The organism is Achromobacter denitrificans NBRC 15125, assembly GCF_001571365.1.
Lineage (GTDB): Bacteria > Pseudomonadota > Gammaproteobacteria > Burkholderiales > Burkholderiaceae_B > Achromobacter > Achromobacter denitrificans.
In genome coordinates this window covers 51,312-75,901 of the sequence record NZ_BCTQ01000007.1, presented here as the reverse complement: position 1 = coordinate 75,901, position 24,590 = coordinate 51,312, and the positions used below count along the sequence as shown (strand labels likewise).

23 protein-coding genes are annotated in these 24,590 nt (G+C 66.6%); 9 read left to right on the top strand and 14 right to left on the bottom strand.

The window, feature by feature from the left end; translation table 11 throughout:
- Positions 1–115: 115 nt before the first annotated feature.
- Positions 116–1,345: a tyrosine--tRNA ligase gene (tyrS, locus tag ADE01S_RS08050; RefSeq protein ID WP_062681163.1), complete on the bottom strand. Its 1,230-nt coding sequence runs from the start codon at positions 1,343–1,345 to the stop codon at positions 116–118.
- Between the two features lie 258 nt (positions 1,346–1,603).
- On the opposite strand from tyrS, the gene ADE01S_RS08045 reads away from it, so the two are divergent.
- Together ADE01S_RS08045 and ADE01S_RS08040 are read left to right on the top strand one after the other, a co-directional pair.
- Positions 1,604–3,013 (top strand): M23 family metallopeptidase, encoded by a 1,410-nt coding sequence (locus ADE01S_RS08045; protein ID WP_062681162.1) that lies wholly within the window; start codon positions 1,604–1,606, stop codon positions 3,011–3,013.
- Between the two features lie 146 nt (positions 3,014–3,159).
- Positions 3,160–4,293, top strand: coding sequence for an anhydro-N-acetylmuramic acid kinase (locus tag ADE01S_RS08040; protein WP_075873392.1), 1,134 nt, complete (start codon positions 3,160–3,162; stop codon positions 4,291–4,293).
- 66 nt (positions 4,294–4,359) lie between these two features.
- Here the strand turns inward: ADE01S_RS08040 and erpA are convergent, their stop codons facing one another.
- The 12 genes from erpA to pmbA form a co-directional block, all read right to left on the bottom strand.
- Positions 4,360–4,731 (bottom strand): iron-sulfur cluster insertion protein ErpA, encoded by a 372-nt coding sequence (erpA, locus tag ADE01S_RS08035; protein WP_006388644.1) that lies wholly within the window; start codon positions 4,729–4,731, stop codon positions 4,360–4,362.
- Between the two features lie 86 nt (positions 4,732–4,817).
- Positions 4,818–5,564, bottom strand: a complete 747-nt coding sequence (locus ADE01S_RS08030) for a DUF6776 family protein (protein ID WP_062681160.1) — start codon at positions 5,562–5,564, stop codon at positions 4,818–4,820.
- Positions 5,565–5,609: 45 nt separating this feature from the next.
- Positions 5,610–6,674, bottom strand: a complete 1,065-nt coding sequence (gene argC / locus ADE01S_RS08025) for an N-acetyl-gamma-glutamyl-phosphate reductase (protein WP_062681159.1) — start codon at positions 6,672–6,674, stop codon at positions 5,610–5,612.
- Between the two features lie 265 nt (positions 6,675–6,939).
- Positions 6,940–7,332 carry a 30S ribosomal protein S9 gene (gene rpsI / locus ADE01S_RS08020; RefSeq protein ID WP_042796334.1) on the bottom strand — a complete coding sequence of 131 codons (393 nt, stop codon included), beginning with the start codon at positions 7,330–7,332 and terminating at the stop codon, positions 6,940–6,942.
- A 9-nt stretch (positions 7,333–7,341) separates the two neighbouring features.
- Entirely contained in the window at positions 7,342–7,770 is a 429-nt protein-coding gene (rplM, locus tag ADE01S_RS08015) for a 50S ribosomal protein L13 (protein WP_043544818.1), read from the bottom strand.
- Between the two features lie 295 nt (positions 7,771–8,065).
- Positions 8,066–8,776: an ABC transporter ATP-binding protein gene (locus ADE01S_RS08010; protein ID WP_062681158.1), complete on the bottom strand. Its 711-nt coding sequence runs from the start codon at positions 8,774–8,776 to the stop codon at positions 8,066–8,068.
- Positions 8,773–9,561 (bottom strand): ABC transporter ATP-binding protein, encoded by a 789-nt coding sequence (locus ADE01S_RS08005; protein WP_062681157.1) that lies wholly within the window; start codon positions 9,559–9,561, stop codon positions 8,773–8,775. The genes ADE01S_RS08010 and ADE01S_RS08005 overlap by 4 nt, the downstream gene beginning before the upstream one ends.
- Positions 9,554–10,429 carry a branched-chain amino acid ABC transporter permease gene (locus ADE01S_RS08000; protein WP_062681156.1) on the bottom strand — a complete coding sequence of 292 codons (876 nt, stop codon included), beginning with the start codon at positions 10,427–10,429 and terminating at the stop codon, positions 9,554–9,556. Before ADE01S_RS08000 ends, ADE01S_RS08005 begins: the two co-directional genes overlap by 8 nt.
- A 3-nt stretch (positions 10,430–10,432) precedes the next feature.
- The gene (locus ADE01S_RS07995) at positions 10,433–11,314 is read right to left on the bottom strand and encodes a branched-chain amino acid ABC transporter permease (protein ID WP_054458379.1); all 882 of its coding nucleotides are present in this window, start codon (positions 11,312–11,314) and stop codon (positions 10,433–10,435) included.
- A 169-nt stretch (positions 11,315–11,483) separates the two neighbouring features.
- The gene (locus ADE01S_RS07990; RefSeq protein WP_062681155.1) at positions 11,484–12,638 is read right to left on the bottom strand and encodes an ABC transporter substrate-binding protein; all 1,155 of its coding nucleotides are present in this window, start codon (positions 12,636–12,638) and stop codon (positions 11,484–11,486) included.
- Between the two features lie 256 nt (positions 12,639–12,894).
- Complete coding sequence (locus tag ADE01S_RS07985; protein ID WP_062681154.1) at positions 12,895–13,992, bottom strand: TRAP transporter substrate-binding protein; 1,098 nt, start codon at positions 13,990–13,992, stop codon at positions 12,895–12,897.
- A 160-nt stretch (positions 13,993–14,152) separates the two neighbouring features.
- Positions 14,153–15,517 carry a metalloprotease PmbA gene (gene pmbA / locus ADE01S_RS07980; protein WP_062681153.1) on the bottom strand — a complete coding sequence of 455 codons (1,365 nt, stop codon included), beginning with the start codon at positions 15,515–15,517 and terminating at the stop codon, positions 14,153–14,155.
- A gap of 58 nt (positions 15,518–15,575) precedes the next feature.
- Between pmbA and yjgA the strand changes: the two genes are divergently transcribed.
- The 6 genes from yjgA (at position 15,576) to ADE01S_RS07950 (ending at position 20,479) form a co-directional block, all read left to right on the top strand.
- Positions 15,576–16,127, top strand: coding sequence for a ribosome biogenesis factor YjgA (gene yjgA, locus ADE01S_RS07975; protein WP_062681152.1), 552 nt, complete (start codon positions 15,576–15,578; stop codon positions 16,125–16,127).
- 19 nt (positions 16,128–16,146) lie between these two features.
- On the top strand, positions 16,147–16,824 hold the full coding sequence (locus ADE01S_RS07970; RefSeq protein WP_062681151.1) for an alpha/beta hydrolase: 678 nt from the start codon (positions 16,147–16,149) through the stop codon (positions 16,822–16,824).
- Between the two features lie 293 nt (positions 16,825–17,117).
- Complete coding sequence (locus tag ADE01S_RS07965) at positions 17,118–18,122, top strand: ABC transporter substrate-binding protein (protein WP_062681150.1); 1,005 nt, start codon at positions 17,118–17,120, stop codon at positions 18,120–18,122.
- Complete coding sequence (locus ADE01S_RS07960) at positions 18,122–18,937, top strand: ABC transporter ATP-binding protein (RefSeq protein ID WP_062681282.1); 816 nt, start codon at positions 18,122–18,124, stop codon at positions 18,935–18,937. Before ADE01S_RS07965 ends, ADE01S_RS07960 begins: the two co-directional genes overlap by 1 nt.
- A gap of 3 nt (positions 18,938–18,940) precedes the next feature.
- Positions 18,941–19,777, top strand: a complete 837-nt coding sequence (locus ADE01S_RS07955) for an ABC transporter permease (RefSeq protein WP_062681149.1) — start codon at positions 18,941–18,943, stop codon at positions 19,775–19,777.
- A gap of 9 nt (positions 19,778–19,786) precedes the next feature.
- Positions 19,787–20,479, top strand: a complete 693-nt coding sequence (locus ADE01S_RS07950; RefSeq protein ID WP_062681148.1) for a cysteine hydrolase family protein — start codon at positions 19,787–19,789, stop codon at positions 20,477–20,479.
- A 22-nt stretch (positions 20,480–20,501) separates the two neighbouring features.
- Here ADE01S_RS07950 and ADE01S_RS07945 read toward each other — a convergent pair whose 3' ends face one another.
- Positions 20,502–22,943, bottom strand: coding sequence for a bifunctional acetate--CoA ligase family protein/GNAT family N-acetyltransferase (locus tag ADE01S_RS07945; protein WP_062681147.1), 2,442 nt, complete (start codon positions 22,941–22,943; stop codon positions 20,502–20,504).
- Positions 22,944–23,063: 120 nt separating this feature from the next.
- Here ADE01S_RS07945 and gltX point away from each other — a divergent pair, with 120 nt between their 5' ends.
- A complete protein-coding gene (gene gltX / locus ADE01S_RS07940) occupies positions 23,064–24,470 on the top strand; it encodes a glutamate--tRNA ligase (RefSeq protein ID WP_062681146.1) in 1,407 nt (468 codons plus the stop codon).
- The last annotated feature ends 120 nt before the right edge of the window (positions 24,471–24,590 follow it).

Below are 24,590 nucleotides of genomic sequence, written 5' to 3'. Positions count from 1 at the left end.
TGGGGCGGCCCGGCGGCGGGCCGGCCATTCTTGCGGAGGCTGTGGATGCCCTCACTCGCTGTCCCCAAGGGGGCGTCTTTTGCCTTGGGGCGACCCTAGGGCAAAAGCTCCGCAATCAGGGATTCAAGTTAACACGCGCAAACTTGCGCTTGCCCACCTGAACGACGTAAGTCCCGGCCGGCAATTGCAACGATTTGTCTTCCACGCGGTCGCCGTTCACGCGCACGCCGCCCTGCTCCACATTGCGTTGCGCCTCCGAGCCGGAAGCGACCAGGCCGGCTTCGCGCAGCAGCTTCAGGATGCCCACGGGCGCCCCGCCGATGTTCACTTCGGGCATGTCCTCGGGAATCGCGCCGTCGCGGAAACGGGCTTCGAACGCGGCCAGCGCCTCGTCGGCGGCCTTGGCGGAATGGAAGCGCGCGATGATTTCCTGGGCCAGCATGACCTTGGCGTCGCGCGGGTTGCGGCCGCCGTCGATCTCTTGCTTGAGCGCGGCGATCTCTTCCAGCGAACGGAAGGACAGCAGTTCGAAGTAACGCCACATCAGCGTGTCGGAAATCGACATGAGCTTGCCGAACATCGAATCGGGCGACTCCGAAATGCCGATGTAGTTGCCCTTGGACTTGGACATCTTCTCTACGCCGTCCGTCCCCACCAGCAGCGGCATCGTCAGGATGCACTGCGGCTCCTGGCCGTATTCCTTTTGCAGCTCGCGGCCGACCAGCAGGTTGAACTTCTGATCGGTGCCCCCCAGCTCCAGATCGGACTTCAGCGCCACCGAGTCGTAGCCCTGCATCAGCGGATACAGGAATTCATGCACCGAGATCGGGATGCCGCCCTTGAAGCGCTTGGTGAAGTCCTCGCGCTCCATCATGCGCGCCACCGTGTAACGCGAGGCCAGCTGGATCATGCCGCGCGCGCCCAGCGGGTCGCACCATTCGGAGTTGTAGCGGATCTCGGTGCGGGCCGGATCGAGCACCAGGCTGGCCTGGGCGTAATAGGTCTTGGCGTTGGCCTCGATCTGCTCGCGGGTAAGCGGCGGGCGCGTATTGTTGCGGCCGCTGGGATCGCCGATGGTCGAGGTGAAGTCCCCGATCAGGAAGATGACGTTGTGGCCCATGTCCTGCAGCTGGCGCATCTTGTTCAGCACCACCGTATGGCCCAGATGGATGTCGGGCGCGGTCGGGTCCAGCCCCAGCTTGATGCGCAGCGGCACCCCGGTGGCGCGGCTGCGGGCCAGCTTGCGGGCGAACTCGGATTCGACCAGAAGCTCGTCGCATCCGCGCTTGGCTATACGCAGATCGGCTTCGACTTCAGGGGTAATAGGGGCTTCTGAGGATGACATGGCAGGGGGACCAACGCGGCTTCAGCCGACAAAAAGGTGTAAAAAGTGACGAAAACTATCGAAAATTCTAGCCGAATCGGCTAGGATACCGCCCTAATCATACGCAATTGCCAGGTATACGCAGTTGCGGTCGCTCTACCACCCGTTGTTCACAAGATGCGCCTCGCGCCAGCCCTTGCCCCGGAAACCGTGGCGCGCGAGGGCTTGTTCGCATCGCGCACCCTGCGAGCTCCTGCCACCTGAGAGGGTATCTTCACGATGAATCGTGGCCTCCACGAACTGGCGAGTAGCATCAAGCGCAAAGTTGCTGCCCTGTTTGCGCCCGCAGAACCCAAGCCCCACCGCTCGGGACTTTTCCGGCGCACTCTCCTCGTCTCCGCAATTGGTCTGTTCGCCGGCGCCGCCGCCCTGGGCATGGTGCAGCAACCCGACCGCAGCGAACTCCCCCCGTCCCGCATCATCCACAGCGTTCTGCCGCTCAGCGCCGAGCAGGTCGAAGTCAGCGCGCCCAGCGCCGCGCCGTACATCAGCGAGACCCGCATCCGGCCCGGCGACACCCTGTCCGCCGTGCTGCAGCGCCTGGAACTCGACGCGCCCAACCTGCAAAGCTTCCTCACCCACGACGCCAGCGCGCGCAGCATCTACAAGCTGTACCCGGGCCGGTCGGTGCAAGCCGCCACCGACGAGGAAGGCAAGCTGATCTGGCTGCGCTACATCCATACTCCCGGCAACGAGACGGACGGCCAGGTCGTGACGCGCATGCTGCACGTCGCGCCCGCGGGCGACAGCTACAAGGCCGAGGAAGTCACCGAAAGCACCGAACGCCAGACGCGCGTCGCGGTGGGCACGATCAAGTCCTCGCTGTTCGGCGCCACGGACGCCGCCGGCATCCCGGATTCGGTCACCATGCAGATGGCCGACATCCTCAGCGCCAAGATCGACTTCCTGCGCGACCTGCGCCAGGGCGACCAGTTCCGCGTGGTCTACGAAGTGCGTTCGCACGACGGCCGCTACGCCGGCGCCGGACGCGTGCTGGCGCTGGAATTCATCAACGGCGGCAAGACCTACAGCGCCGTCTGGTTCAGCCCCGACGAAAAGAGCGGCTCGTACTACGACTTCGACGGCACCAGCCTGCGCGGCGCGTTCCTGCGCACCGCCCTGAAGTTCAGCCGTATCAGCTCCACCTTCGGCATGCGCATGCACCCCATCCACAAGACCTGGACGGGACACAAGGGCGTGGACTACGCGGCGCCCTCGGGCACGCCGATCCACTCCACCGCCGACGGCACCGTGGAATTCTCCGGCTGGCAGAACGGCTACGGCAACGTCGTCATCGTGAAGCACCACGGCAAGTACTCGACGCTGTACGCCCACCAGAGCCGCATCGCGGAAGGCATCACCAAGGGTTCGAAGATCTCGCAGGGCCAGTTGCTCGGCTACGTCGGCGCCACCGGCTGGGCGACGGGCCCGCACCTGCACTACGAATTCCGCGTGGACAACCAGCCGATCGACCCGCTGTCGGTGGACCTGCCGGTCGCCCGCAGCCTGGAACCCGCCGAAGTGCGCGCGTTCAACCAGGCCGTGGCGCCGTACAAGCAGCAGATCCAGCTGCTGACCGAGTTCCAGCAGACCCTGCCCGACGCGCTGACCAACGTGGCCAGCCGCTAGGCGACCCACCCCGCAGAACGTCCCGAAAGCGGCCGCGCAGATTCGATTGCGCGGCCGTTTTTTTTTCGCCGCCCCAATCCGGGCAGCGGCCCGCCCGGCCGGCATGGCGCGGGGTATCCTTTCCTTTTCCCGCCCAGGAGGCGCCCGTGACCTCACCCCAACCCGCGCACCGCGAGGATTCCCGCCTCTACATCGGCTTGATGTCGGGCACCAGCGTCGACGGCGTGGACGGCGTGCTGGCGCGCCTGGGCGACGGCCAGCCACCGCAGGTGCTGGCCAGCGCCAGCCTCCCCATGCCGACGGACCTGCGCCAGGAGTTGCTGGCGCTGAATCTATCCGGCGAGGATGAACTGGCCCGAGGCGCGCTGGCCGCGAATGCGCTGGCCCGCCTGTACGCCCAGGCGGTGTCCGACCTGCTGCGCGAAGCCGGCGTGGCCGCTCGCGACGTGGCGGCCATCGGCGCCCACGGCCAGACGGTCCGGCACCGCCCCGACAGCGGCTATACCGTGCAGCTCAATGCGCCCGCCCTGCTGGCGGAATTGTCCGGCATCGATGTGGTGGCCGACTTCCGCAGCCGCGACGTGGCCGCGGGCGGCCAGGGCGCGCCCCTGGTGCCGCCCTTCCATGCCGCCATCTTCGGCGCGCCCGAAGGCCGGGCCGTGCTCAACCTGGGCGGCATCGCCAACGTGACGCTGCTGGAACCGGGCAAGTCGCCACGGGGCTTCGATACCGGCCCCGCCAATGTGTTCCTGGACGGCTGGTGCCAGCGTCACCTGGGCGCGCCCTACGATGCCGACGGCCGCTGGGCCGCCAGCGGACAGGTCCTGGCCCCCCTGCTGGAATTGCTGATCGCCAGCGAGCCGTGGTTCGCCCTGCCGCCGCCGAAATCCACGGGCCGCGACCTGTTCAACATGCAATGGCTGGACTCGCGGCTGGCCGAGTTCGACGGCCCCAGGCCGGCGCCGCAGGACGTGCAGGCCACACTGCAGCGGCTGACCGCCCGCACCGTGGCCAACGCCATCGATGCCGCGGCAGCGGGCACCCGGGAAGTCTTCGTCTGCGGCGGCGGCGCACGCAATCCCGGCCTGATGCGCGAACTGGCGTACTGCCTGCAGCGCCCGGTGCGCGCCACCGACGCGCTGGGCGTGCCGGCCCAGCAAGTGGAAGCCCTCGCCTTCGCCTGGCTGGCCCAGGCCTTCGTGGCGCGGCGGCCCGCAGGGCTGCCCGACGTCACGGGCGCGCGCGGCCCCCGCATCCTGGGCGCGCTCTATCCCGCCTAGCGCCCAAATGAAAAAACCCTCCGGCGCGCGCCGGAGGGTTTCGATCCTGACTGCTCGGACGGCGGCTTACACCGAGAACGAGGAGCCGCAGCCGCAGGTGGTGCTGGCGTTGGGATTGCGAATGACGAACTGCGCGCCTTCCAGGTCTTCCTTGTAGTCGATTTCCGCGCCGACCAGGTACTGGAAGCTCATGGGATCCACGAGCAACTGCACGCCGGCCTTGTCCAGCACGGTGTCGTCTTCGTTCACGACTTCATCGAACGTAAAGCCGTACTGGAAGCCCGAACAGCCGCCGCCTTGCACGAAGACGCGCAGCTTGAGCTCGGGATTGCCTTCTTCGGCCAACAGATCCTTCACCTTGGCCGCGGCCGAGTCGGTAAAGACCAGGGGAGCAGGCGGGGCGGCCTGCAGGTCGACGGTTTCGGTCACTGCATTCATGGTTCACTCCTGGCCGGATCGGCCATATTTCGATGAGCGGCCTCGCCGCTCGTATGGTGTCACTATAGCGCAGGGTTTGCGCAGACTCAAAGTTCCAGCTTGACACTGCGGGAAGCGCGGACCGTTTCTCCCTCCAGGACGCTCACGGTCACGCTTTCGGGGACAAATCCCTCGGGCACGGCCAGGACGCCCTGGCTGCGCTGATACTGGTCGAACTGCAGGGCCAGCGATGCCGCCGCGGTGCTTTCACCGGTGACGGCCACCGGCCCGGACTCGGCCTTGACCTGCATGGGGGCCAGGTCCACGGTGACCGTTTCGCCCTTCAGCGTGCCGGTGGCCTGGAACCGCAGGGCGCCGGCAAACGGCGCGGCGCCGTTGCGGCCGCTGCGCATCAACAGGACCTTGTAGCGCAGGCCGCCTCCGTTGCGATCGATCTGCACGCTGCGGATGTCCACCGCCCCTTCGGGGCCGGGGGGCAGCAGTTGCTCATAGAACGCCAGTTGATCGCGCACCCGGCCCACTTCGGCCTGGGCGGCGCGCAACTGGGTTTCCAGTTCCTGGCGGGCCGAACGCTCGATGACCAGTTCGCCGTCGGCGGTGTCGAGCTGCCCTTGCGTATAGCGCAGCTGCGTGGCCTGCTGGCGCATGGCCTCTTCCTGGGCCTCGGCCTGCCGGGCGCTGATGACGACCGCGTCCTGGGGCCGGTACAGCTGGCGGGCATAGAAATAGCCCGCCGAACCGCCCAACAGCACGCCCGCGAGCAAGCCCGCGAAAATGCGCGCCAGCCCGCCGGCGCGGCGGGCCTGGGGTGTTGCGGTGGGGTCGGCTGGCATAAAGAACGGCGGCTGGCGGCGGCGGGGCCGCCAGCCCAGGGAACATCAGGGCAGGATGGCGACCTGGTCCAGGCCGGTGGACTCGGGGATGCCGAACATCAGGTTCATGTTCTGGACGGCCTGGCCGGCCGCGCCCTTGACCAGGTTGTCCTGGACCACCATCACGATCAGCTGGTCGCCGTTGCCGGGACGGCTGAGCGCGATGCGCAGGTTGTTGGAGGCGCGCACCGAGCGCGTTTCCGGCAGGCTGCCCGCCGGCATCACGTCCACGAACGGCTCGTCCGCGTAGCGCTGCTCGAAGAGCGCCTGGAAATCGGTGTCGCGGGCTTCGGGCAGGATGCGCGCGTAGATCGTCGAGAACATGCCGCGGATCATCGGCACCAGGTGGGGCACGAAGGTCAGGCCCACCTTGCCGCCGGCGATCTTCTCCAGCTGGGCGACGATTTCGGGGTGGTGACGGTGGCCCGCCACGCCGTAGGCCTTGAAGTTGTCGGAGGCTTCCGAGAACAGCGAGCCCACTTCCGCCTTGCGGCCGGCGCCCGACACGCCGGACTTGCAGTCGGCGATCAGGGTTTGCGCATCGACCAGCTTCTTGCCGCCTTCGAGCAGCGGCGCCAGGCCGAGCAGCACGGTGGTGGGATAGCAGCCGGGATTGCCGATGACGCGGGCCTTGGAAATGGCTTCGCGGTTCAATTCCACCAGGCCATACTGGGATTCGGCCAGGATGTCCGGGCAGGTATGGGGAATCTTGTACCAGCGTTCGAAGGTGGGGATGTCCTGCAGACGGAAGTCCGCGGCCAGGTCGATGACCCGGGTGCCGGCGGCGATCAGTTCCTGGGCCTGGGCCATGGCCACCCCGTGGGGGGTTGCGAAGAACACCACGTCGCAATCCGTCAGCGTGGCCTTTTCCGGCGCCGAGAAAGCGAGATTCACGCGGCCGCGCAGGTTCGGATACATGTCGGCGACAGGCAGCCCGTCTTCCTTGCGGGACGTAATGGCGGTCAGTTCCACGTTGGGGTGCTGCGACAGCAAGCGCAGCAGCTCGACGCCGGTGTAACCGGTGCCGCCGACGATGCCGACCTTGATGCGGGTATTCGATGCTTGGGCCATGGTATGTGCTCTTCGAAGAACGAGGATAGATTGTATCGCTCGGGACAGCGGGTGTTGCGGCAGAGCGCCCGGAACGGCACCGCAAACCCAAGGTCCGACCGGACGGAGCGCGCGGAGTTCCGCGCGGGCTCCAGACGATGGGAGGAGCCCCCCCCAACGCTGCGCTCGCCAGGCGAGCTTGCTGCCCGCACAAAGGCGCGCTTTTGTCTCGCGGCGGCCCAGCGACAAAAAAGCCCGCCGAAGCGGGCTTTTTTGCAGGGCGCGATTAGCGCTTGCTGAACTGCTTGCGACGACGTGCCTTGCGGAAGCCGACCTTCTTACGTTCGACTTCACGGGCATCGCGAGTCACGAAGCCGGCTTGCGACAGCGCGGACTTCAGGGTCGCGTCGTAGTCGATCAGGGCACGCGTGATGCCGTGACGGACTGCGCCGGCTTGGCCGGTTTCACCGCCGCCGTGCACGTTGACCTTGATGTCGAACGATTCCAGGTGGCCGGTCAGTTCCAGCGGCTGGCGCACGATCATGCGGCCGGTTTCGCGGGCGAAGAACTCGTCGACGGGCTTGCCGTTGACGACGATCTTACCCGTGCCCTTCTTGATGAAAACGCGAGCCACCGAGGTTTTGCGACGGCCGGTTCCGTAATTCCAGTTACCGATCATGGCGTTTCCTTAGATATCCAGCGTCTTGGGCTGCTGGGCGGTGTGCGGGTGCTCGGCACCGGCGTACACCTTCAGTTTCTTGATCATGGCGTAGCCCAGAGGACCCTTGGGCAGCATGCCCTTGACAGCCTTCTGGATGGCACGGCCGGGGAAACGCTCTTGGAGCTTCTCGAAGTTCGTTTCACGGATACCGCCCGGGTACGTGGTGTGGCGGAAGTACTTCTTGTCCTTCGCCTTGCTACCCGTAACGACGATATCGGCAGCGTTGATGATGACGATGTAGTCACCGGTATCAACGTGCGGCGTGAATTCAGGTTTGTGCTTGCCACGCAGACGACGTGCGACTTCGCTGGCCACACGACCGAGGACTTTGCCCTTGGCGTCGATCACAAACCAGTCACGTTGGACTTCATGCGGCTTGGCCACAAAGGTCTTCATGATGGTTCCTAAGAATGAAATATTTCTCTGGCCGGAACATCCCTGCCAGGTCTCTCCCTAACCGAGCCGAAATCCGCGGATTTCCCGAAAACGCCAGGAAAACCGCAATCATTTCAGCCGAATCAGCGTCTCGCCTAAGCGTTATTACCCGCCCGTGCAATGGCCAAAATGAGGGAAAGCCTGCAATTCTAACACAGCTGCTCAAAAAATGGGCAAGTGCTTGAATTCCGGGCGAAGGGGGTCCGGCTGGCGCCGTCCCCCTTTCCCGGGAGCCGGCGCCCTGCCGGGCGGCCCATCAGGCGCCCAGGTAGGCTTCCAGGACGCGGGGATGGCCCAGCAGTTCGCGGCCGGTGCCCGTCAGCGCCATGGCGCCGTTCTCCAGCACATAGCCGTGCTGGGCGATCTTGAGCGCCTGGCGCACGTTCTGCTCCACCAGGAACAGCGTCAGGCCGTCGGCGTTGATCGCGCGCAGCGAGCGGAAGATCTCCTGCACCACGATGGGCGCGAGGCCCATCGAGGGTTCGTCCAGCAGCAGCAGGCGCGGCTTGGCCATCAGGGCCCGGCCGATGGCCAGCATCTGCTGCTCGCCGCCCGACAGGTTGCCGGCGATGCCGGTGATCCGCTCTTTCAGGCGCGGAAACAGGTTGAACACGTATTCCAGGTCCGAATCGACATTCTTGAGGCCGCGGCGGTAGGCGCCCAGCTCCAGGTTTTCGAGCACGGTCATGGTGGTGAGGATGGCCCGCCCTTCCGGCACCTGGACGATGCCGCGCGCCACCAGTTGATGGGGCGCCAGGTTGGTGATGTCCTCGCCTTCGAAGGAGATCTTGCCACGCGCCTTGGGCAGCAGGCCCGACAGCGCCAGCAGCGTGGTCGATTTGCCGGCGCCGTTGGCGCCGACGAGCGCGGTGATTTCCTTGGCGTTCAGGTCCAGGTCGATGCCGCGGACGGCTTCGATGTGGCCGTAGTTGACCTCAAGCCCGCGGACTTCCAGCATGGCGCTCATTGCGGAGCCTCCGCTTGTTCGGTGTCTTCGTCGTCTTCGCGGCCCAGGTAGGCTTCGATGACCTGTTCGTTGTTGCGGATCTCTTCGGGCCCGCCGCAAGCGATGATCTTGCCGAAGTTCAGCACCGCGATGCGCTCGCACAAGCCCATGACGAAGCGCATGTCGTGCTCGATCATGAGGATGGTGTAGCCGCGGTCGCGGATGGCCAGGATCTCGCGCATGAGCTCGGCGCGTTCGCCGGTGTTCATGCCGGCCACGGGCTCGTCCAGCAGCAGCAGCTTGGGCTCGGTGGCCAGCGCGCGCGCCAGCTCCAGGCGGCGCTGCTCGCCGTAGGACAGGTTGTCGGCCAGGTCGTTGGCCTTGTGGTCCAGGCGCATCCAGGTGAGCAGTTCGTGGGCGCGCTCGCGGGCGCGCCGTTCGTGCTCGCGGTAGCCCGGCAAGCCCAGCAGCAGGCTGGGGAAGCCGTAGTTCATGTGGCGGTAGGCGCCCACCACCACGTTTTCCAGCAGCGTCATCTCCTTGAAGAGACGGATGTTCTGGAACGTGCGGGCGATACCCATGCGGGTGATGCGGTGCGGCTTCTTGTCCAGGACGCTCTGGCCGTTGAACGTGATGGTGCCGCCGCTGGGGGGCAGCAGGCCGGTAATCAGGTTGAACACCGTGGTCTTGCCGGCGCCGTTGGGGCCGATCAGGCCGAAAATGGCGCCTTCGGGCACGGACAGGCTGACGTCATGCAGCACATGCAGGCCGCCGAAGCTCTTGGAGACGGAAGAAAGCTCAAGCATGGCGCTTGCCTCCCTGGCGTCCTTGGCGCATCCAGCGCTTGAAACGCGCCGGATCCCAGATGCCTTGCGGCAGGAACAACACAATCACCACCAGAATCACTCCGTTCGCGACCAGGCGCAGATCGGCAAAACCGCGCAGCATTTCCGGCAGCACGGTAATGATGAAGCTGCCGAGCACGGGGCCGGCCAGGCCGCCGATGCCGCCCAGGATGGCCATGGTCAGGATTTCCACGCCACGGTCGAAACCGTATTCGTTGGGGCCGATGAAGAACGTCAGGTGCGCGTTGAGAGCGCCCGCCAGACCCGCGATCATCGCGCCGGCCACGAAGGCCAGCATCTTGTTGGCGCGCACGTCGATGCCCATCAGGCCGGCCGCGGTTTCGTCGCCGCGGATGGCGTCGAACGAGCGTCCGATCTTGGAGGCGCGCACGCGCCACAGCACGAACAGCACGATCACGAGCGCCAGCACCACGTGCCACCACTGCGTCAGCTGCGGGATGCCGTTGAGGCCCAGCGCGCCGCCGGTGATGGACTCGGTGTTCAGGATGGTCACGCGGACCACTTCGCCGAAGCCCAGCGTGGCCATGGCGAGGTAGACCCCGGACAGCCGCAAGGTCGGCAAGCCGATCAAGGCCGCCACCAGCGCGGGCGCGGCCATGCCGCCGGCCAGCGCGACCGTGAACGGCGCGTCATAGTTCATGGTGAGCAGCGCGGCGGTGTACGCCCCGATGCCCATGAAGGCGGCGTTGGCCATGGCCAGCATGCCGCAGGCCAGGGTCAGCCAGATGGAGAGGGCCAGCAAGGCGTTGGTGCCCAGTGTGAGCACCAGGTTGCCGTAGATGGCCCAGAAGTTTTCGAATCCGCTCATTCTTTAAGCCTTGCGTTGAACCACTTTGCCGAACAGACCTTGCGGGCGCACCAGCAGGATCAGGAACAGCAGGCCGAAAGCCACCGCATCGCGCATGGTGGAGCCGATGTAGGCCACCGACAGCACCTCGGCGAAGCCCAGGAACAGGCCGCCCAGCATGGCGCCGCGGATGTCGCCCATGCCGCCCAGGATGATGACCGCGATGCCCTTGTGCAGCATGGGTTGGCCCATCAGGGGGAACAATGCGTTCGAGTACAGGCCGATCAGCACGCCGGCCACGCCGCCCAGGGCGGCCGCGGCGAACGAGGTGGTGACGAACAGCTTTTCGACGTTGATGCCCAGCAGCCACGCCGCCTTGGGCGATTCGGCGATGGCGCGCAGGGCGCGGCCGAATTGCGTGCGGCGCATGACGTACATCAGCACGGCCATCAGCGCGAAAGACAGGAAGATGATGCCCAGCTCGATCACCGTCAGGTGCAGGCCGGCGACCTCGATCACTTCCTCGGGCACGGTGCCGTGCGGGAAGCGCAGGTTGCTGGCGCCGAAGATGCCTTGGGCGGTGTTGTTCAGGATGATGCCCACGCCGATGGTGGCGATCATGGGAATCAAGTGGGGCGCGTTGCGCTTGCGCAGCGGCTTGAGCACCAGGTAGTCGATGATGACCCCGGTAAAGCCGGCGACGAAGAACGCGGCCATCAGCCCCGCCCACAAGGGCAGGCTGAATTGCTGCACGACGAACAGTGCCGCGTAGGCGCCAACCATGAAGACGGCGCCATGCGCCAGGTTGATCACCCCGAGCACGCCGAAGATCAGCGTGAAGCCCAGCGCGAACAGTGCATACACACAGCCCAGCGACAAGGCATTGACGAATTGTTGTTCGAACATGATGGGACTTTCCAAAGCTGTGAGGGCCCCATGCAGCGCCCACTGCATGGCCTTGAGCCTCCTTGCGAGGAGGCGTTTTTTCTATGGTGGCGGCCCTGCGATAAAAAGCGCCTTGCGGACGGCCGCGCCGTCCGCAAGGCGCATCCCCCCGCGCGGGGATGCGTAGCGCTTACTTCTCGATGACGTACTTGCCGTCCTTGGTCACGCTGACGATCGGCGCCTGGTCGGCGTCGTAGCCGGCGGGCTTGCCGGCGCGATCGGTGGCCTGGCGGAACTTGAAGGCGCCGGTGGCGCCGGTCCAGGTGACGGCGGGCAGCGCGTCGCGCAGGGCGGCGCGATCCTTGGCCAGTTCGCCGGAGAGCTTGACGTTCTTCAGGGCCTGGGCAGCGATGTACATGGCGTCGTACGACTGCGCGGCGAACTGGTCGGGCGCGCCGTTGAACTTGGCCTTGTAAGCGTCGATGAACTTGACGTTCTCGGGCGCCTTGTTCTCGATGGACCACGGGCTGCCGATCCACAGATTGTTCGACGCGCCGCCGGGGGCCAGGTCGAAAATCTTGACGGAGTTCATGCCGTTGCCGCCGATGACGGGCACGTTCAGGCCCAGTTGGCGGGCCTGCACCATGATCGGGGCGCCTTCGGCCAGCAGCGCGGACAGCACGATGGCGTCGGGGTTGGTGCCCTTGATCTTGGTCAGCTGGGCCTTGAAGTCCACGTCGCCCTTGGCGAACGTTTCGGTCGTGGTGACCGGGATCTTCTGGTCTTCCAGGGCCTTCTTGAAGTTGTCGTAGCCGCTCTTGGTGAAGACGTCGTCGTTGCCGTAGAGGACGGCCACGTTCTTCAGGCCGGTCTTGGCCTTCACGGTGGAGATGGTGGCCGGCAGCACGTCGGCTTCCGTGACCGAGTTGCGGAACACGTAGTTGCCGATGGAGGTGATGCCGTCGGCGGTGTTGGAGGTGCCGAAGGCGACCGTCTTGGCGGCCTGGGCGATCGGGTCGGCGGCCTGGGCCGAGTTCGACAGCGTGGGGCCGAAGACCATCAGGACGTTGTCCTTGAAGATCAGCTTCTTGAAGACGTTGATCGCTTCTTCTTTCTTGCCTTGCTCGTCTTCGATCACGAGCACGATCTTGTTGCCGTTGATCCCGCCGGCGGCGTTGATTTCGTCTGCGGCCAGCTGGAAACCGTTGCGGATCGACACGCCGTACTGGGCGGCGCCGCCGGACAGGGCTTCCGCCACGCCCAGCTTGATGTCAGCTGCGTGGGCAGCCGGGACAACACCGGCGGCGATCAGCGCGGCCAGCAGCTTCTTGGTCTTGGATTGCATGGTTTGTACCACCTTAAAGTCTGTCTCGGAATATTGGTAATCCGGGCTGATGTAATCCTGCCGGATTGACGTCGGATGCCGCCTAAAGGCGCCATGTTTGCGCGTCAAGACCCGGGATATTACTCCTTTGTATCAGGCGGATACTCGAACGCCATTCAACAAAAGCCTACAAACCGCCCATTTTTTTGTAAAAAATGCGGGGTTACTAGCAAAAACCCTAACGTCGACCGAATGCCATTCAGCATCGGCCGACGCCCTATATTCTGCCCGATAGCGCGACGCCCAGGTACTGGCCGTAAGCGCTTTCGGTCAGGCGGAACCAGGGCATCTCGCTGTCGCGAAAACCCATGTAACTATCGTGCATCGCCTTGAACTTGGGGTCTTTGGCGCCCAAGTCCTGGTACACCTGCTGCGTGGCCTCGAATGCCACGTCCATGACGGAACGGGGAAATGCGCGCACTTGGGCGCCATTGGCCGCCAGTTGGGCCAGCGCCGCCGGGTTGCGCGCGTCGTAGCGGGCAGTCGCCGCGGCATGGGCGGCCTGGGCCGCGGCCTCGACCACGGCCTGGTAGTTCTTGGGCAGCGCGTTCCAGGCCTCGTCGTTCACGTAGAGCGACAGCTGTTCGCCGCCGGCCCACCATCCGGGTGCGTAGTAATACTTAGCTACTTTATTCAGCCCGAGCTTCTCATCGTCGTAGGCGCCCGCCCCCGCCACCGCCTGCAGGCCGTCTTTCTCGAAGGCCTCGGCCAGCTTGGCCAGGTCCGCCTGCTGGGCCACCACGCCCAGGCGCGCCAACACGTCGCCGGCCAGGCCGCCCACGCGCATCTTCAGGTCCTTCAGGTCGCCGGGGCGCTTGATTTCCTTGCCGTACCAGCCGCCCATCTGGGCGCCGGTATTGCCCAGCGGGAAGTTGATGATCTTCTCGGGCTTGAAGAGCTCGCGCGTCAGGCGCAGGCCGCCGCCTTCGCTCATCCAGGCATTCATCTGCCTGGCGTTCAGCCCGAAGGGCACGGCAGCGTCGAAGCAGAAGATGGGATTCTTGGCGTAGTAGCTGCGGGAAGAGGCGTGGCCGCATTCCACCTTCTTGGTGGACACCGCTTCCATCAGGTCCGCGGCGGGCACGATCTCGCCTTCGGGGAAATGGCGGATGTTGAATTTTCCGCCGGTGGCTTCGGAGACGAACTTGCAGAAGCTCTCGCCGGTGCCGATGCGCAGGTCGAGGAGGCTGGGGAAGCCGGACGCCAGGCGCCAGCTCACGGACGGCATGTCCTGGGCGAACGCGGGCGCGCTGACGGCGGCTCCGGTTGCGACGGCGCCCAGCCCGGCGCGCTTCAAGAATGAACGTCGTTGCATCTCTTTGCTCCTTTACAGCGACACCTGGGACATCAAGCGATACCCGCCGGATATTACACGCCGAGAGGGGGCCGGAGAGGAAGCCCCGATCCGGTAAGGGATTGCAAAGACCGGACCGCAAAGGAGGCGCGGCGGCGGCCGGGCGCCGCCGCCATCGGGATCAGATCCCGGCGATGGCCATTTCCTCGATCAGGATGGAGCCGGTGGTCTTGGTGCCGCGCGAAATGGTGTCCGCGCCGATGGCGACGATCTGCTTGAACATATCGGCCAGGTTGCCGGCGATGGTGACTTCCTGGACCGCGTGCTGGATCTTGCCGTTCTCCACCCAGTAGCCGAACGCGCCGCGCGAGTAGTCGCCCGTCACGTAGTTGACGCCCTGGCCGATGAGCTCGGTCACCAGGAAGCCCGTGCCCATCTTCTTGAGCATGGCTTCGAAGTCGTCGCCGCGGCGGGTCAGGGTGGAACTGAACACCAGGTTGTGCGAGCCGCCGGCGTTGCCGGTGGTCGTCATGCCCAGTTTGCGGGCGGTGTAGGAGGACAGGAAATACCCTTCCAGCACGCCGGCGGAGACCACGTCGCGGGGGCGCGTGCGCACGCCTTCGTCGTCGAAGGGCGAGCTGCCCATGGCGCCGCGGACGTGCGGGTCTTCGGTCAGGTTGATGTGCTTGGGGAAGATCGGCTTGCCCAGCGCGTCCAGCAGGAAGCTGGCCTTGCGGTACAGGGCGCCGCCATTGGCGGCCTGGGTCAGCGCGCCCACCAGGCCCAGCGCCAGCGGGGCCTCGAACAGCACCGGGAACTTGCCGGTGCGGATGCGGCGCGCCGACAGGCGCGACAGCGTGCGCTCGGCGGCGTAGCGGCCGATGGCCTCGGGCGAGGCCAGCTTGGCCGGATCGCGCTCCGAGCTGTACCAGTAGTCGCGCTGCATGCCGTTGCCGCGGCCGGCGATGGGCGCCACCGACAGGCTGTGGCGCGAATACGGATAGCCGCCGAGAAAGCCGCGGGTGTTGCCCATGACGAACTGGCCCTCGTAGGTGCCCACGGTCGCGCCATCGGTGTTGGTGATGCGCGGGTCGACCTCGCGGGCGGCGCGCTCGGCGCGCAACGCCAGCTCGGCCGCCTCTTCGGTGGACACGGTCCAGGCGTGATGCAGGTCCAGGTCGGGGAATTCGGTTGCCAGCTGGTCGGCGTCGGGCAGGCCGGCGGCCGGATCGGCGGCGGTGTGGCGGGCGATATGCCAGGCGGCTTCCACCGTCTGGCGCAGCGCCGCTTCGGAAAAATCGGAGGTCGAGGCGGAGCCGCGGCTCTGGCCCGCATAGACCGTCAGGTCCAGCGAACGGTCGCGCGTCTGCTCTACGGTTTCGATGTCGTTCTTGCGCACGGAGACCGACAGGCCCAGGCTTTCGGAGACCTCCGCCGCGGCGTCCGAGGCGCCGATCTGGCGCGCATAGGCAAGGGTTTGTTCGACGAGTTCGGAAAAACGCGCGTGATTCGCCGCCAGCGGCAAGGATGAGGAGGATTTAACCATTGCAGTCCAATTTGCAGAGACGGTTATCATAGCCAAGTCTGTCATTGCGCAGTTTTCCATGAATTCCCATCCTGAAGAAGAATCCGTCGACGACGGTTACGACGAGAACGGCTACGACCGCCCCAGCAAGTCCCAGGTCAAGCGCGAAATGCATGCCTTGCTGGACCTGGGCAAGCAGCTGATCGAACTGTCGCCCGAACGCCTCAAGCAACTGCCCCTGGCGGAGCGTCTCTATGAGGCGATCCGCATGGCGCAGCGCACCACCGGGCGCGAAGGCCGCCGGCGCCAGGTTCACTTCGTGGGCAAGCTGATGCGGGACGCGCCCGCCGACGAAATCCGCGCCCAGCTGGACGTCTGGGAAAATGGCTCGCGCGAGGAAACCGCCGCCATGCACCGGCTGGAAACCCTGCGCGACCGCCTGCTGGACGACGACGACGTCCTGACCCGGCTGCTCACCAACAACCCCCAGGCGGATGCCCAGCAGCTGCGCGCCCTGATCCGCGCCGCCCGCAAGGAACGGCTGGGCAACGCCTCGCTGCTGCAGGGCCAGGAACCGCAGAAAAAGCACTACCGCGCGCTGTTCCAGGCCCTGAAGTCCCTTACCCCCTGATTCCCATCGCCCGCCGTCCATGACCGCTACGACCGCCCTCCTCGACTGCATCGAGATCGAAACCGCCCCCAACCCCACCCATGCCGTCATCTGGCTGCATGGCCTGGGCGCCGACGGCAACGACTTCGCGCCCATCGTCCCGGAGCTGGACCTGCCCGACGGCGCCGCCGTGCGCTTCGTGTTCCCGAACGCGCCGGTGCAGCGCGTGACGATCAACAACGGCATGGCGATGCGTTCCTGGTACGACATCCTGGTCATGGACCTGGTGCGCGTCGAGGACGGCCAGGGCATCCGCGCCTCGGAAGCCGCGATCCGCAAACTGATCGCGCGCGAGAACGCCCGCGGCATCCCGACCTCGAAGATCGTGCTTGCCGGTTTCTCGCAGGGCTGCGCCATGACCCTGCACACCGGCATCCGCCTGCCCGAGAAACTGGCGGGCATGATGGGCCTGTCCGGCTACCTGCCCCTGGTGGATACGGCCGAGGCCGAACGCCACGGCGCCAACCAGGACACGCCGATCTTCCTGGCCCACGGCCAGTACGATCCCGTGGTGCCCCTGGCGCGGGCCCAGGCCTCGCTGGCCGAATTGCAGCGGCTGGGCTACGACGTGCGCTGGCACACCTACCCGATGCCGCACTCGGTTTGCGCCGAGGAAGTGGCCGACATCTCCACCTTCCTGCGCGGCGTGCTCGCCTGAGCCAACGGCGGCCCGACGGCCGCCCGGCCTCGGGCGGCAAAACTCATTTTGTATACCAACTAGTATTCCAGCCTTGAATTTTCAAGGCGGCGCTTGCGCTCGTCCATAGAGAAAAACGCCGATCAGAAAAAGGCTTGTCGCCTGTTTGTATTGAATATAGTATTCGATCCAAGCCTTACCGGCCCGGGCTAAGCAGGTTCTCGGGCTTCCCTGTTGTTGCAGTCGACCCATTCCCATTGGCCGTGTGTTGCGCCGGGTATCGGCGTGGCATCCAAGACGCAGGAGAAAGTCCCGTGAAATCCTTGCCATCGCCCCGACTGGCGGGCGCGGCGCTGCTCGCGCTGCTCGCCCCCCTGGCCGCCCAGGCCGAAGCCCTGAATCCCCCCGTGAAGGTCCGCTACGAAGAGGTGGTGCGTTCCATCCTCTACGTGCCCAAGTACGTGGCGCTGTCGCAGGGCTACTTCAAGGACGCGGGACTGGACGTGTCGATGAAGACCTCCCAGGGCACCGACAAAGGCATGACCGCCCTGCTTTCGGGCAGCGCCGACATCGTGCTGATCGGCCCCGAGGCCTCCATCTACGTGCAGAACAGCGAGTCCCCGGTCAAGCCCAAGATCTTCGCGGGGCTGACCGCCACCGACGGCTTCTTCCTGCTGGCGCGCAAGCCGGTGGAGAAGTTCGACTGGTCCATGCTCAAGGGCAAGGAGATCATCGGCTTCCGGCCGGGTTCCAACCCGCTCGTGTTCCTGGAGACGGCGCTGCGCAAGCATGGCGTGGATCCGCAAAAGGACGTGAAGCTGCTGAACAATATCGGCATCCCGGCGCGCGCCGGCGCCTGGATGGCGGGACAGGGCGAGTACGGCATCTTCCTGGAACCCGAGGCCGGCGAACTGGTGCGCAACGGCAAGGGTTATATCGTGGCTTCGGTCGGCCACGAAGTGGGCCAGGTGGACTACACCGTCTTCACGGCCACCGACAAATACATCCGCGACAATCCCAAGGCCATCCAGGCCTGGACCAACGTGGTGGCCCGCGCCGAGAAATACGTGCAGGACACGCCCGCGGCCGCGCTGACGCCCCAGATCATGACCTACTTCCCGGGCATGGACCAGGCCGCCGTGACCGAGGCCATCGAGCGCTACAAGAAATACCAGATCTGGAAGAGCTCGCCGCTGGTGACGGCGGAGGCGATGAAGCAGCTGCAGGACATGCTGATCGCCAGCGCCGTCATGAAGGACAGCGCGCGCGTGAAGTATGAAGACGTCGTGGTGGCGGACTTCGCCAAGAAGGCGCAATGATGGGCGCGGTCGTCCATAACCTGAAGCCGGACGCAGCCACGGCCAAGATCGAGCTGCGCGACGTCTGTCTGTCGTACTTCACCCAGGAAGGCGAGACCGAGGCGCTGTCGAACGTGTCGTTCGCGCTGGCCGCGGGCGAATTCGTCAGCCTGATCGGGCAAAGCGGCTGTGGCAAGAGCACGCTGCTCTCCCTGATCGCGGGCCTTATCCCGCCCACCTCGGGGTCGGTGACGATAGACGGCCAGGCCGTGACCAAGCCCAATCCGCGCATCGGCTACATGCTCCAGCAGGACTACCTGTTCGAGTGGCGCAGCATCCTGGACAACGTCATGCTGGGCGCGGAGATCCAGGGCCGGCGCGATGCGCGCAGCGAAGCGCGCGCCGTGCACCTGCTGGAGAAATGCGGGCTGGGCGCCTTCCTGTCGCATACGCCGCGCCAGCTGTCGGGCGGCATGCGCCAGCGCGCGGCGCTGGCCCGCACCCTGGTCACGGAGCCGGACGTGATCCTCCTGGACGAGCCCTTCTCCGCGCTGGATTCGCAGACGCGGCTGGCGATCTCCGACGAGGTGGTGGACATCCTGCGCCGCGAGGGCAAGACGGTGGTGCTGGTCACGCACGACATCGGCGAAGCCATCGCCATGACGGACCGCGTGATCGTGCTGTCGCGCCGCCCGGGCCGCCTGAAGAGCCAGTACCGCATCCACTACGGGGACGGCCAGGTCCGGCCGACGCCTTTCCAGGCGCGCTCGCGGCCGGAATTCAATACCTACTTCAAACAGCTCTGGGACGAACTGGACGTCCACGTGGAGGGTTGACCCATGAACGCGCCCATCGCCAACACCGTCCCCCTGCGCCCCGTGCGCGCGCCCAGCGAGAAGTACCTGGCCTACCTGCGCCGCGACCGCGCTCGCCGCCGGCAGGTGCGGGTGGCGCAGGTCCTGCTGCTCGCAGTCTTCCTGTGCGCCTGGGAAATCCTGCCGCGCATGCACGTGCTCAACCCGCTGCTGACCAGCTATCCCAGCGCGCTCTGGCCCACGTTCCTCGAACTGTGGAACCACGGCAGCCTGGGCAAGCACATCATGACCACGCTTTCCGCGACGCTGGTGGGCTTCACCCTCAGCATGGCGATCGGCATCGTGGTGGCGGCCGCGCTGTGGTGGTCGGACTTCCTGTACAAGGTGATCGACCCCTTCCTGGTGGTGGCCAACGCCATGCCCAAGATCGCCTTCGTGCCGATCTTCTACCTGTGGCTGGGGTCGGACTACGCGGTGTACGGCATGGCCGTGGCCATCGCGGTGTTCGTGACCATCATGGTGGTCTACGCGGGCTTTCGCGGCATCGACCTCAACAAGGTGAAGCTCGCCCACACCTTCGGCGCCAGCCGCTGGCAGGTGCTGACCAAGGTGGTGCTGCCGGGCAGCGTGCCCACGCTCATCGCCGCCGTGAAGATGAACATCGGCCTGGCGCTGGTGGGCGTCATCGTGGGCGAGTTCCAGTCGGCCGACTCCGGCCTGGGCTTTCTCATCATGAACGGCAGCCAGGTGTTCAAGCTGAACATCGTCATGACCGCCATCGCCGTGCTGGCCGTGATCTCCAGCGTGATGTACCTGGCCGTGTATCGCATCGAAGCCGCCGTCGCGCGGCGCTACGGATAAGGAACCGCCATGGAATTCCCCCAATGGGTACGGGACCGGGTCGTTGCCCGCCAGGGCCGCCTGCACCCCTATGACGAACTGCCCGCCGCGCGCCTCGCCGTGGTGGTGATCGATATGCAGCAGTACTTCACCCTGCCGGGCTACCAGGGCGAATGCGCGCCGGCGCGCGGCCTGATCGGCCCCATCAACCGCCTGTGCGACGCGGTCCGTGCCGCCGGCGGCACGGTGGTCTGGGTGCAGACCGCCTCCGACAACGCCGACTCGTTCTGGTCGCACCACCACAACGTGATGCTGACGCCCGAACGCAGCGCGAAACGCCTGGAGACGCTGCGCCGCGATTCGCCCGGCTTCGCGCTGCATCCGGACCTGCGGACTCACGATTCCGACCTGCGGGTGGTCAAGCGCTTCTACAGCGCCATGGCGCCGGGATCGTCGGAGCTGGAGCCGCTGCTGCGCGGGCGCGGCGTGGACACGCTGCTGATCGCCGGCACGGTCACCAACGTCTGCTGCGAATCCACCGCGCGCGACGCGATGATGCGGGATTTCCGCAGCATCATGGTCGATGACGCGCTGGCGGCGGTTACGCCGGCCGAGCACGAGAACGCCCTGCACGGCTGGATCCTGTTCTTCGGCGACGTGCTGTCCGTGGACGAGGCGACGGCGCGGCTGCGGCCCGCGCAGCCAGCCGAAAAAGCCGCCTGAACGGGCCGGCGCCGACGGCGCCTCAGGTCAGGTTGAGCCAGACCCGCCGCATCGTCGGATCCTCCGGATCCGCGTCGTTGGTGAAGCCCAGGCTGGTCATCAGCGCCAGCATGGGCCGGTTGGTCGAGAGGACCAGGCCGTCGATGTATTCCAGGCCCTGCTCGCGCGCCGCGTCGATCAGGGCCGTCATCAGCTGGCGGCCCAGGCCGCGCCGCTGCCAGTCGTCCCCGATCACCAGCGCGTACTCCGCCCCCCGGCCGTCCGGATTGCGCAGGTAGTGCGCGAACCCCACCAGCACCTCGCGCGGATGGCCGCGGTTGGCCGGGTTCGGCACTTGCGTGGCCGCCACCAGCGCGAGTTCGCGGTGGTAGTCGACCTGGGTGTAGCGCGACACCATGCGCGGCGTCAGTTCGCGCATCATGGACACGAAGCGCATGTAGCGCGAACGCTCGGACAGGCCGCGGATGAATTCCTGCAGCGGCTCGGCGTCCTCGGGGCGAATGGGCCGCAGCACCCAGGGAATGCCGTCCGCGAAGCGCCGCACCTGCACCAGCCGGGCCGGATAGGGATGGATCGCCATGTGCGGATAGCCGGCGGCCTGGGGCGATTCGCAGCCCGGCTTTTCGGTCAGCGTCATCCGCAGGCCGCCGGCGCGCAGGTGCGTCTCGCCGGCGTAGAGCGGATCGATATCCAGGGTTTCGATGTCGGGCAGTTCCGAGACCAGCTCGGACACCAGCACCAGCGCCTGCTGCAGCGCCTCGGCCGCCATGTGGCCGATGCGCGGCGCCAGCACCCGGCGCCACAGCCGGCTGCGCTCGATCAGCTGGCGGGCCAGGAAGCCGTTGAGCGGCGGCAGGTCCACGCCCCGATCGGCCAGCGACAGCACCGCGTCCGGCCCGCCCGCGCCGAAGCGGATGACCGGGCCGAACTGCGGATCGCGCCGCACCCGGATCGCCATGGGGCGGGATTCGGGTTCGGCGGCCGCCACGTCCATGGGCATGTCGCGCAGCGGCACGTAGAACAGGGCCAGCAGGGTCCGGATTTCGGAGCTGGTGAGTTCGCGCCGGCAATCGGCGCGCACCCGCGCCACCACCTCGCGGGCCGCCGTCAGGTCCGGCACGTGGGTGGCGGGTTCCGGCGGTTGCGTCTGCAGCAGCAACTGCTGGTTGTAGTAGTGGGTCGCCAGCACGCCGAATGCGTCGGCCGCCGATTCGGGCGTGCGGAACGCCGACGTGCCCGCGTCGTCCAGCATGCGCCGCAGGGGCCGCATGCCGGCGTCGCCCATGAAACAGGTCACCACCGGCTTTTTCGCCTTGGGCGCGATCTGCGCCAGCTCGCGCGCCACGGCCGGCATGTCGGCCAGCGCATCGGGCGCCAGCAGCACCAGCACGCCGTCCACGCCGGGATCGTCCAGCACCGCGTCCAGGATGGCGCGGATGCGCTCCGGCGTCAGCGGGGTGAAGGTGATGACGGGGTTGGCGCTGGCCGCGTCCGGCTCCAGCATGGCCGCCAGGGCGCGCTGGGTGGCGGGCGCGAGTTCGGCGCGCAGCACCGCCGCGTCGGGGCCGATCAGGTCCATGGCCAGCTGGGGAGGCCCGCTGCCGTTGGAGATCAGCGCCACGCGCCGGCCCTTGGGCCGCCGCGTATAGCCCAGCACCTTCACTGCCGAGAACAGCTGCACGAAGTAGCGCACCCGCACCGCGCCGGCGCGGCGCAGGGCGGCGTCGAAGATGGCGTCGCCGCTGTCGGTGTCGGACCGGCCCGCCTTGAGCACGATCACCGGCTTGACGGAGGCCGCCGCGCGCAGCGTGCTCATGAATTCTCGGGCCGGGCCCACATCCTCCAGATAGAGCACGATGCTGTCTGTGCGCGGATCGCTCGCCAGGTAGTCCAGCACCTTGGGCAGGCCCACTACCGCCTCGTCGCCCAGCGACACGGCGGTGGAAAAGCCGATGTGCACGTCTTCTGCCCAGTCCATGACCGCGGCCATGATGGAGCGCGACTGCGCCAGCAGCGCCACGCGGCCGGCGCGCGCCAGCACGGGGTGCTGGCTCAGGTTCAGGCCGGCATGGGGACGCTGGGCGCCGAACGAGCGCGGGCCCAGCAGTTCGCAGCGGTTTTCCTCGGCCCAGGCCCGGCACAGCGCCAGCGTGCCGCGCGGATAGGGGTCGGGGAGTTCGTGCGGCAGCAGGATCACCGAACGGGGCGCCAGCGGCGACAGGCGGCGCAGCGTCTCCGGCAGGACCGCCGGCGACACGCAAACCAGGGCCAGATCAGGCCGCTCCCCCGGCGCCAGCCCCTCCAGGCGGTCCGGGAGATCCGGCGCGGCGCCCGCCTCGCACGCCACCACGGTGGTTTTCGCCTTGAGCGCGGGCGATAGCGAACCCGCCGCCGGCAGGGGCCGGTCGGCGACGATCACCAGCGAACTGGGTTCGAACATCGAGGCGAGAGCGTGTCGCAGCATAGGGGTCGCGGTCGCTAATCTAAAATACCGTTCATCGTAACAAGACAAACCCGCCATCCGCTTGATGCGGGCCCAGCCTGGCGCCGTTTTGTGGCGTCGCAGCCGCTATCATTGCCATCTATGACTTCCAACGCCTCCTCCCCCATTCGTACCCGCTTCGCGCCTTCGCCCACGGGTTTCCTGCATCTGGGCGGCGCCCGCACGGCGCTGTTCTCCTGGGCCTTCGCGCGCCACCACCAGGGCACCTTCGTCCTGCGCATCGAAGACACGGACGTCGAGCGCTCCACGCCGGAAGCGGTCCAGGCCATCCTGGACAGCATGGACTGGCTGGGCATGCAGCCCGATGAAGGTCCGTTCTACCAGATGCAGCGCATGGACCGCTACCGCGAAGTGGTCGGGCAGATGCTGGCCGCCGGCACCGCCTACCATTGCTACAGCTCGCCCGAGGAAGTGGAAGCCATGCGCGAAGCCGCGCGCGCGCGCGGCGACAAGCCGCGCTACGACGGCACCTGGCGCCCCGAGCCCGGCAAGACGCTGCCCGCCATCCCGGAAGGCCGCAAGCCCGTCGTGCGCTTCAAGAATCCCCAGGAAGGCGCAACCTCCTGGAACGACATGGTCAAGGGCACGATCAGCTTCGACAACACCGAGCTCGACGACCTGATCATCGCGCGCCCGGACGGCACGCCCACCTACAACTTCTGCGTCGTGGTCGACGACTGGGACATGGGCATCACCCACGTGCTGCGCGGCGACGACCACGTCAACAACACGCCCCGCCAGATCAACATCCTGCGCGCGCTCGGCGCCACGCTGCCCGAATACGGCCACGTGCCGATGATCCTGGGCCCGGACGGCGAAAAGCTGTCCAAGCGCCACGGCGCCGTCAATGTGATGGAGTACGACAACGAGGGCTACCTGCCCGAGGCTATGGTCAACTACCTGGCCCGCCTGGGCTGGAGCCACGGCGACGACGAGCTCTTCAGCCGCGAGCAGCTGGTGTCGTGGTTCGACACCCGGCACCTGTCCAAATCGGCTTCGCAATGGGATCCGAAGAAGCTGAACTGGGTCAACGCCCACTACATCAAGCAGATGGACAACGCCGAGCTGGCCGAACGCGTGGCGCCGCGCGTCGCCACCCGCGGCGGCCACCCGGAAAAGATCGACCTGCCGGGCATCATGGGCCTGCTGAAGGACCGCGCCGAAACCCTGGAACAGCTGGCCGACGGCGCCATGCTGTTCTGCGGCGAATTCAAGGGCGCCCCCGCCGACCTGGCGGAGCAGCACCTGACGGCCGCCGCGCGCGAAGCGCTGGCCGACTTCGCCCAGCGCGCCCAGGACATCGACTGGACCCGCGAGGCCCTGTCGGCGCTGATCAAGGCGGTGCTGGCCGACCGCGGCATGAAGATGCCGCAACTGGCCATCCCCCTGCGCGTGGCCGTCACCGGCCAGACCCAGACCCCCGCGGTCGACGCCGTGCTGGCCCTGCTGGGCAAGCAGACGGTGCTCAAGCGCCTGGCGGCGATCTAGGCAAGCGCGACGTTCGTATGCGTGATTGCGCGACGCTTGCATGCGCGATTGCGCGACGCTCGTATGCGCGATTCGTAGGATGGGTGGAGCGCGAGAGTTCTTAAGCTAGAACGTTGACAT